We start from the raw sequence: 9,227 nt of genomic DNA, 5'->3' as shown, positions 1-9,227 counted from the left end.
TAGTATTGCAAATGGAAATGATATTACTTTAAAGTGGACTGCATCGAGCTATGCAACATCTTATAAGGTATATCAAATTATCAATGGTCAAAGAGTATTAAAACAAACTGTAACTGGTACTTCAGTAACATTTACAAATATGCCTCAGGGTGATTACAGCTATGAAGTTTATTCATATAGTACTCGTTTTGGCGAATCTCTCATCGGCAGTGCAATAAACTTCACATTAACATGGCCAGTAGTGTCATCGCCAACGTTGACTGCAACTGCCTTCAACGTTAATAACCTTACTTTTTCTTGGCAGGCAGTTAGCTGGGCAAATGAATATCGTATCTATGAAGTAACAAACGGCACATTACAGTTAATCTATAAAGGGTCAGCCCTAACTTATAAAATTTATAATCTGTCAGAAGGTACTCATGTTTACCAAATTACCGCATATAATACTCGTTTCGGTGAATCAGCATTATCTGATATGCTAACTGAAACTATTATCTATCCGGTCATGCAGTCCCCAGTGGTAAACGTAAATGTTCTAGACAAAACAAGTGTTCAACTTACTTGGTCCTTTGTAACTTATGCTAATGGTTATAACGTATATGAAATTATTAATGGTGCTCCAGTTTTAATAGCAGAAAACATAAATAATTTATCTTATACGCTTACTAATCTTTTGTATTCAAATCATCAATATTATGTTACAGCATACAGTAATTCATTTGGCGAATCAGATCCATCTGGCATTGCTCTAGCAAAACTTATCGTTGATACTGCACCACCAGTAACAAGTATTAATGCACCAACCAACTGGACAAATCAAAGTCAACTGACTATTACTTTATCTGCAACTGATAGCGATACTGGTATTGCTAAAACCTTCTATTCAATTGATGGTTCTGACTATATAGAAGGTACTTCTCTCACTGTACAAGGTGAAGGAGTCCACAAAATAACATACTATTCAGTTGATAACGCTGGAAATACTGAATCTATCAATACTGTTTATGTAAATATCGATGAGTCTGCACCAGTCACTACTTCAAATTCACCTGCTGGCTGGTCAAAGAATGATGTAACTGTAAAATTAGCTGCAACCGATTCTTTAAGTGGTGTTGCTAAAACCTTCTACTCAATTGATGGTTCCGACTATATAGAGGGTACTTCTTTCACTGTACAAGGTGAAGGAATCCACAAAATAACCTTCTACTCAGTCGATAATGCTGGAAATACTGAATCTATTAACACTATTTATGTAAAGGTTGATAGGACTGCACCAGTCACTACTTCAAATTCACCTGCCGGCTGGTCAAAAGACGATGTAACTATAAACTTAGCTGCAACTGATTTATTAAGTGGCGTTGCTAAAACCTTCTACTCAATTGATGGCTCTGACTACATAGAAGGTGCTTCTTTCACAATACAAAGCGAAGGAATCCACAAAATAACCTTCTACTCAGTCGATGTTGCTGGAAATATCGAATCAATCAATACTACTTATGTAAAGATTGATAAGACTGCACCAACTACAACAATGAATCTATCAAATGAATATAAGCTTGGTTCTACTTTACAATTAGACTATATAGCAAATGATAACCTTTCAGGTGTGGTTAACGAAAAAGTACTTGTTTTTGCTCCAAATGAAACTACCGGAAAAGTTATAACTAATGGTTCAAGCATTCAATTTGATAAACCCGGTGTTTATACTATTATTGTTACTGTAACTGATGCTGCTGGCAATAGCACTACAGTACAAAAGCAATTTACTGTTTATATTCAAGCTAATATTGAAGTAACGTCTAAAGTTATTAAAGGAAATAATGGGGTATTTACTGTTCGTGTTGATATGCCATCAGGATATAGCACTAAAGGCTTTGACCTCAATACAGCAACACTAAATGGTGTAAATGCTCTTACAAGCAACAATGGATACTATAATCAGGCAAAGCTTGGTCAGTTCAAGTTTGAACGTTCAGATTTTAATTGGACTTCATCTCAGATGGTAGTTGAGTTCCGCTGCTACATTAATGGTTATCTAATAATTGGACAAACTATAATTAATGTTCAGATATAACTTTTTATTAACCATATTGTCCTAATACGAAAAGCATACATGAATTTGTATAAATCAAATTTATGTATGCTTTTTTCATATGCATATTCAGTCTTACAGAGAAGTTAATTATAAGTATTTATGAAGAACATAATCTCTTTGTTCTTAACTTCAACCAAATCTTCTAGTTCTTCTCTCCATTTATTTTTTCTAGTTGCTTTACCTAATATAAATAACTATCGTCAGACTTACGCTAAATTAATGCTATGTATCTCATAAGTTCTTTTTATAATTATTTAATCATATTGACAAACCTCATAACTTTGATATAATATTGACCATACGTTCAGTCAAAAAATAAGGAGGCCAATTTATGCCTAGAACAAAAGAACAATTCGAAGCTATACAAAATGAGTCAAAAGCTAAAATTATGGAAGCAGGATTGAAACTTTTCATCAAAAGAGGGTTATTAGGTACAAGTGTTAATGAAATAGCTTCCCTAGCTGGTATAAGCAAGGGGTTAATGTATCATTATTACAAATCAAAAGAAGATTTATATTACGAATTGGTTGGAAATGCAATAGTTTCATCAAATGAATATATGTATAGCCTTTTGAATAAGGATATGAGTCCATCGGATAAAATAAGATTAATTTCTAAAACAATGATAGAGGACATCTGCAAAACTGATAATAAAGCACAATGGTTCATGTTTATCATCAAATTTATGATGAGCGAAAATATACCTGAAGAGATGTCGGAGCATATCAATAATGCCTATATTCCTTTCGATATAACAGAAAAGATAATTATAGAAGGACAAAAGTCTGGTGAATTCAAGATGAATGATCCTAAGGCTATGTCATTGTTGTACTGGTCCTCCATCCAGGGACTATACTTAAACAAAATGATTATGGGAGAAAAATTCACTGATGTTAATTCAAATCTATTGGATGAAGTCATAATTAAATGTGAAGACATATAACAAAGGAAGGAAGATTGACGATGGAGAATTCAAAATTAGAGTCAAAATATTTAAATTCAGTTACGTGCTCAACTGTTGTTTCTGAGGATGGAACAAAAATTGGTTATAGAAGTTTTGGCGAAGGTCCTGGACTTATTGTAATTCATGGTGCTCTTAGTTCATCAGCTGAATTTATGGAATTTGCAGAAGCACTTTCAGCTTCTTTTACCGTGCATGTTTTAGATCGAAGAGGACGAGGGTTGAGCGGTCCGCAAGGAGAAGATTATTCTATCTACAAAGAATGTGAAGATGTTAAAGCAGTACAAGGAGCAACTGGTGCAGAGTATATATTCGGTCATAGTTACGGCGGTCTTGTAACCTTAGAGGCAGTTCGAAAAGGTATCCCAGTTACAAAAATTGCACTCTATGAACCAGGCGTTACTGTACATTCAAATCCATCAGATTGGACATGGATATTTGAGTACGAAAAAGCTATGAATAAGAAAGATTTTAGGGGAGCCTTTGCCTTTTTTGTGAGAGGTGCAGGACACACCCCTTTAACAAAAATGCCATTATGGTATGCTAAATTTATTCTTAGAATGATGATACGTGGAGAGCATTGGAAGAGAATTCAAAAACTGTTATCAGAGAATTTAAATGAGCACAAACAGGTGATGAGCCTATCCTCAACCTTCACTAATTATGAAAATATTGATACAGAAATATTATTAATCTCAGGGGAAAAGAGTCCAAAATCCGTACATGAAATGATGCAAGTTTTGAGAAACACTATACCTAAGGCCAAATCCAAAGTATTAGCTAAATTGGATCACCTTGCTCCGGAGAATAGAAATGCTCCAGTGGAAGTTGCAAAACATGTGAAGAATTATTTTTTATAACAATGATTTTTTTATTGTATGTACACTTGCTTGTGCTACAGTTCCTAGTTTTACCTTCTTATTAATATGAAGTGTAGTAGCCACAAATAATAAGGACATTCTTTCATAAAAAAGGTCAGGAATATTGGAGACTTCTTCATATTTCCGACCTTTTTTCCAAAAGTATAAGGCCTTTTAAAATTATGAATAAAACCCTCCGTTACTTATGGTACGGTTCACCCTTCATTATCCTAAACCCTCTATAAATCTGTTCTAGCAGCATAACTCTAAATAGTTGATGAGGGAAAGTCATCTTTGAGAAGCATAATTTATAATTTGCCCTACTTAAGACAGCTTTTGATATTCCTAAGCTTCCGCCTATTATAAAGGCAATATTCGAGTTTCCCATTACCCCTTGGTTTTCTATGTAATCTGAAAATTCTTCTGAGCTTAATTGCTTTCCAGCTAAGTCCATAGCTATAACAAACATATTATCCTTAATTTTATTTAATATTGCTTGCCCTTCTTTCTCCTTAATAGCCTCTTCTTCCTTCTCTGAAGCATTATCAGGAGTTTTCTCATCCTGAAGCTCTATTATCTCAAGCTTACAATACCTAGATAGTCTTTTTGCATATTCATCTATTGCATCTCTTAAGTATTTTTCTTTCAATTTTCCAACTGTAATAATTGTTATATTCATTTTCTTCTCCTTTTATATAGAGTTCTATAATAATTATATCTTAAAATAAAAAGAGCGCTATACCAAAAGCTTGATATAGCACCCCTTATTATTAAAAGCTCTTAAGTTACGCTAGCCCTATACTATTACGCCTTAATAAGCTTACAATAAGCTAACCTATAAAATAATTAGTTATTTCCTCTGGTTTATTAAATACAAGTTCGCATTTAATATCCTCTGTTTTCTCTGCATATCTACAGTGACCAAACAACATTCTTGCAGCACTAGCTGCTTCATAATCTACCAAAGCATCTCCAAGGTATATTGCCTCTTCACCTTGAATCTTTGCTCTTTCCATTAACTTTAATAATGGATCTGGATTAGGTTTGTGTTTTTCTGTATCATCTTTACATATAAATACTTTAAAATATTCTAGTATACCTGCTTCCCCAAAGTCTTCTACTAATTGTGCTTTAGTTTTAGATGTTACTATTCCTAAGGAATATCTTTCTCTTAGTTTACTAAGCGTATCTTCTATTCCATCAAATATATAATTAAATTTTGCATACTTCTTTACATTATCGCTCCACTGTTTCCAAGTGTCTTTGATTAATTCTTCTTTTACTCCAAGTTTACTTAATGCTTCATCTCCTGGTATTCCCATTAAGTATCTTAGCTCTTCTTTTGAGTATTCTAATCCATATAAATCTTTCATAACTTCCTGCAGTCCTAAAAGATTTGATAAGGCTGTTTCTATTAAAGTTCCATCAACATCAAAAACAATCCATTTAATCATAAATTTTCTCCATAAATATTATTTAGTCTCATTTTTAATAAGCTTAATGCCACTATTCATAGCTTCATTAGTTAAATAAGCTATTCCATCCAAATAATCATCGCTACTATCTTCTGATAACATTATCTTTGGGATTATATTGTTTGGAGCGTAATTTTTACACTCTTCCTTTATATCTTCAAAAAGGTTTCTCCTAAGCGAATCTCCACCTACTACAATAAATGCAGGGTTTATAATACAGTTTACTGTAGTTATAACTTTGGCAATAATTTTTGCATAGCTTTTATCATCAGGATCATCATTTAATACTCTATTTAGATGTCCTTCTTTTCCTATTGGTATAAAGCCTAATTCTCCAGCAAAATTATTTTCTCCCCTTACAAGCTTTCCATTTGCTATTATTCCAGCTCCTACCCCTGATTTAGTGAAATTTATATACACAAGGTTTAAGGTATTAATATCTACTTCATTCATTTCTTTTATATAATTCATACTAAAACCCAAAGCTATCGCATTTAAGTCATTTTCAAGTATAACTGGAATGTTATATTTTTGCGAAAGATATTCCCCAATATTTGATTTACTCCAATTGTTAAGATTTCTCCCAGAAAAAAAGTTTCCCTTATCAACTACTCCAGATACCCCTATTCCTATCGCCTTAATTTTATATACTTTAAACATATCTTCTATAAACTCGTATATAGATTTACCTTCAGCTTTAATGGATCTTTTCTCTACAATATCCCCTAATTGATTATACGTTGCATAATTAATATTTCTATCATCCATATAAAAAGATAGAGAAAACCTATTTCTTAAATTTAAAGCATATCTTTCTGCTCTTCTTCCACCGCTTGAATCATCATAGCCTACACTAACTATTTCTTTATCTATAATTAATTCTTCAATTAATGTTCTAACTGTTGTTGTGCTTATTCCTGTATATTTAACAATTTCTGCTCGTGTTGCTGTGGTTTTTTCCTTTAAAACTTGTTTTATTAACCCACTATTAACTTCTTTCATTATCTTTGGATTTCCTGATAACTTATTCACACTCACACATCCTAAATATAAATTAAACTTTTGTCGGATACTTTTAAAAGTATCTAATATAAGTATATTCCTTTTAATTTAGAAAAACAACCCTATAAAGAAAAAGAGTTGGATTATGTAAAATCCAACTCTAAATTTCTATTCACTTGCTCGTTTCTTCTTTGCACCATAAAGTCTATATGCTGTAAGAATTGCACCTAAAACACATATAGCTGCTGCTGAATAATAAACCCATCTCATTCCATATATAAATACATCATCTCTGCCATTTACGTAGCTAGTAACATGATGCCCTATCTTCGCACTCATTCTGTTATATAAAAGTGTTGTTGATAAGGATACTCCAAATACCATACCTAAATTTCTCACTAGGGCATTTATACTTCCTGCAATGCCTAGTTTATGCTTAGGCACTGTAGACATAACCAATGAATTATTAGGTGATTGGAACATACCATTTCCCAAAGTCATAATAGCTATAAACATTATTAATAAAGCTACAGCTGAATATTGATTTAAGGTTCCAATTAATAATAACCCTATACTTGTTAATATCAATCCTATAAAAGTTAGTACTTCAGATCCTATTTTATCTGATAAATATCCACTCATAGGCGCTACCACAGCTAATATTATAGGCGACACCATCATAAGTATTCCAGTAAATGATGGTGAAAGCTTCATAACATCCTGCAAATAAAATGGAAGTATTATATTTGAGGAGCCTATGGCTACAAAAGAAATAAATGCACAGAACACGCTTAGTGAAAACAACTTATTACTAAAGAGTTCCATATGTAAAAGTGGTACAGATATTCTTCTTTCTACATAAATAAAAACAATGAAAGCAACTATTGCTATAATAAATCCACCTATTATGAATTTATTATCATATCCAATTTCTTGCCCTTGAACTAATGCTCCAAATAATAAGATTATTGAAATCGCAAATAATAATGCTCCTTTAACATCTAACGGTTCATCTACTACCTCAGAGGACTTAGGTAATGTATTCATCGCCATAATGAATGCTATTATTCCTATAGGAACATTTATTAAAAATATATATTCCCAACTAAATGCAGATACTATAAATCCACCTAAAGGAGGACCAACCATAGAGCCTAATGCAACAAATGTTCCATTAAGTCCAAGCGCTCTTCCTCTTTCATTCGCAGGGAATACATGCGTAATTATTCCCTGATTTGTTGCCATAGTTCCTGCAGCTCCAATTGCTTGAATAACTCTTGCTATTACAAGCATTACTAAGGAATTAGATAAACCACATAATAATGATCCAATGGTAAAGATCACTATTCCTATTTTAAACATCTTAGTTTTACCTTTAATGTCTCCAAGTCTTCCAAATATTAAAATAGTTCCTACAATAATTATTAAATAACTTGATACCACCCATCCAATTGATGCCATGCTAACAGATAATTTTTTAGCCATAACTGGTAGGGCTACATTTACAATACTACTATCTAAGGTTGACATAAATGTTAGTAGCACTGTAGTAAACAATATCGTCCATCTTCTCTTATATACTGCATTATTTGTTTGCTCCATATATATTCTCCTTCATACGTTTGATGTACAATAAGCCTAAAAACAGAGATTCAACTTTTATTGAATCTCTGTTTTTAGTATTTTATCATAACTTAGATTATATTATAGCTTTACTAAAACTTTCAACTAAATCTTCAAATTCTTCAAGTCCAACAGATACCCTGATTAATGTATCACTCACTCCAAGTGCTTCTCTTTCTTCTCTTGGAATAGCTGCATGAGACATTTTAGCTGGATATGAAACTATAGTTTCCACTCCTCCTAAGGATACTGCAAAAGCTGCATTTTCTATATTATTTAAGAAATATTTTGTTTGTTCCAAAGTCTTAAACTTAAAAGAAAGTACTGCTCCAGCTCCTGACGCTTGAGAGAAGTGAATTTCTTTTCCTGGATGTCCTTCTATTCCTGGATAATAAACCTCTTCAACTTGTTCTTTTTCACTTAACCACTTAGAGAGTTTTCCGGCTGTTTCTTGATGTGCATCTAGTCTTACTTTAAGGGTTTTAATTCCCCTAAGTAATAACCAGCAATCCTGTGGTCCTAATATCGCCCCGAAAGAATTTTGAATTGCATATATTCTATCTGCTAAGTCCTTATTTTTTGCTACTGCTAAACCACCAACTACATCACTATGCCCACCTATAAATTTAGTTGCACTATGTACCACAATATCTGCTCCTAAGTCTAAAGGTTTTTGAAGATATGGTGACATAAAAGTATTATCTACTATAACAAGTATGTCCTTTTCTTTTGCTATTGAGATAGCACCTTTTAAGTCAGTTATCTTTAATAATGGATTTGAAGGTGTCTCTAAAAATATTGCTTTTGTATTTTCTTTAATAGCTTTTCTTATATTCTCTACATCAGAAGCATCTACAAAAGTAAATTCTATATTGAATCTGCTTAAAACTTTAGTAGTTATTCTATAAGTTCCCCCATAAACATCTTCACAAATTACTATGTGATCTCCTGCAGAAAATATTGATAAAACTGATGAAGTGGCTGCCATTCCAGATGAAAAAGCAAATCCCTTATATCCATTTTCAAGCTGTGCTATAGTGTTTTCTAATGCTTCTCTTGTAGGATTTCCACTTCTTGAATAATCATACTTCCCAAAGTTATCGATATCTCTTTGATGATAAGTTGATGCTTGATATATTGGTATACTTAATGCCCCAGTTTCTTCATCTATTTCGTTGCCATTATGAATTAATTTTGTTCCAAATCTCATT

The 9,227-nt window shown here is 32.5% G+C and carries 8 protein-coding genes; 3 read left to right on the top strand and 5 right to left on the bottom strand.

Annotation, left to right across the window (positions count from 1 at the left end):
• The 3 genes from PTZ02_RS18770 to PTZ02_RS18760 all read left to right on the top strand — a co-directional run.
• Positions 1-2,074, top strand: a 2,074-nt coding sequence (locus PTZ02_RS18770; protein ID WP_274229271.1) for an OmpL47-type beta-barrel domain-containing protein, incomplete at its 5' end; no start/stop codon positions are given.
• 352 nt (positions 2,075-2,426) lie between these two features.
• Positions 2,427-3,038 (top strand): TetR/AcrR family transcriptional regulator, encoded by a 612-nt coding sequence (locus PTZ02_RS18765; RefSeq protein ID WP_274229270.1) that lies wholly within the window; start codon positions 2,427-2,429, stop codon positions 3,036-3,038.
• 20 nt (positions 3,039-3,058) lie between these two features.
• Complete coding sequence (locus tag PTZ02_RS18760) at positions 3,059-3,916, top strand: alpha/beta fold hydrolase (protein WP_274229273.1); 858 nt, start codon at positions 3,059-3,061, stop codon at positions 3,914-3,916.
• Between the two features lie 199 nt (positions 3,917-4,115).
• Here the strand turns inward: PTZ02_RS18760 and rlmH are convergent, their stop codons facing one another.
• The 5 genes from rlmH to PTZ02_RS18735 form a co-directional block, all read right to left on the bottom strand.
• Entirely contained in the window at positions 4,116-4,595 is a 480-nt protein-coding gene (gene rlmH / locus PTZ02_RS18755; RefSeq protein ID WP_202765925.1) for a 23S rRNA (pseudouridine(1915)-N(3))-methyltransferase RlmH, read from the bottom strand.
• Positions 4,596-4,746: 151 nt separating this feature from the next.
• On the bottom strand, positions 4,747-5,370 hold the full coding sequence (locus PTZ02_RS18750; protein WP_274229269.1) for an HAD family hydrolase: 624 nt from the start codon (positions 5,368-5,370) through the stop codon (positions 4,747-4,749).
• A gap of 18 nt (positions 5,371-5,388) precedes the next feature.
• Entirely contained in the window at positions 5,389-6,423 is a 1,035-nt protein-coding gene (locus PTZ02_RS18745) for an ROK family protein (RefSeq protein WP_274229268.1), read from the bottom strand.
• Between the two features lie 138 nt (positions 6,424-6,561).
• Positions 6,562-7,995, bottom strand: a complete 1,434-nt coding sequence (locus PTZ02_RS18740; RefSeq protein WP_274229267.1) for an MFS transporter — start codon at positions 7,993-7,995, stop codon at positions 6,562-6,564.
• A 97-nt stretch (positions 7,996-8,092) separates the two neighbouring features.
• Entirely contained in the window at positions 8,093-9,226 is a 1,134-nt protein-coding gene (locus PTZ02_RS18735; RefSeq protein WP_274229266.1) for a trans-sulfuration enzyme family protein, read from the bottom strand.
• Between the last annotated feature and the right edge of the window lies 1 nt (position 9,227).

Source organism: Clostridium sp. 'White wine YQ', assembly GCF_028728205.1.
Lineage (GTDB): Bacteria > Bacillota > Clostridia > Clostridiales > Clostridiaceae > Clostridium_T.
This window is presented reverse-complemented; position numbering and strand designations above follow the sequence as displayed.

What these genes read in the sequence shown, in the direction of transcription:
- PTZ02_RS18765 (WP_274229270.1), top strand. Translation starts at nt 2,427, where the DNA reads ATGCCTAGAACAAAAGAACAATTCGAAGCTATACAAAATGAGTCAAAA.
- PTZ02_RS18760 (WP_274229273.1), top strand. Translation starts at nt 3,059, where the DNA reads ATGGAGAATTCAAAATTAGAGTCAAAATATTTAAATTCAGTTACGTGC.
- rlmH (WP_202765925.1), bottom strand. Translation starts at nt 4,595, where the DNA reads ATGAATATAACAATTATTACAGTTGGAAAATTGAAAGAAAAATACTTA.
- PTZ02_RS18750 (WP_274229269.1), bottom strand. Translation starts at nt 5,370, where the DNA reads ATGATTAAATGGATTGTTTTTGATGTTGATGGAACTTTAATAGAAACA.
- PTZ02_RS18740 (WP_274229267.1), bottom strand. Translation starts at nt 7,995, where the DNA reads ATGGAGCAAACAAATAATGCAGTATATAAGAGAAGATGGACGATATTG.
- PTZ02_RS18735 (WP_274229266.1), bottom strand. Translation starts at nt 9,226, where the DNA reads ATGAGATTTGGAACAAAATTAATTCATAATGGCAACGAAATAGATGAA.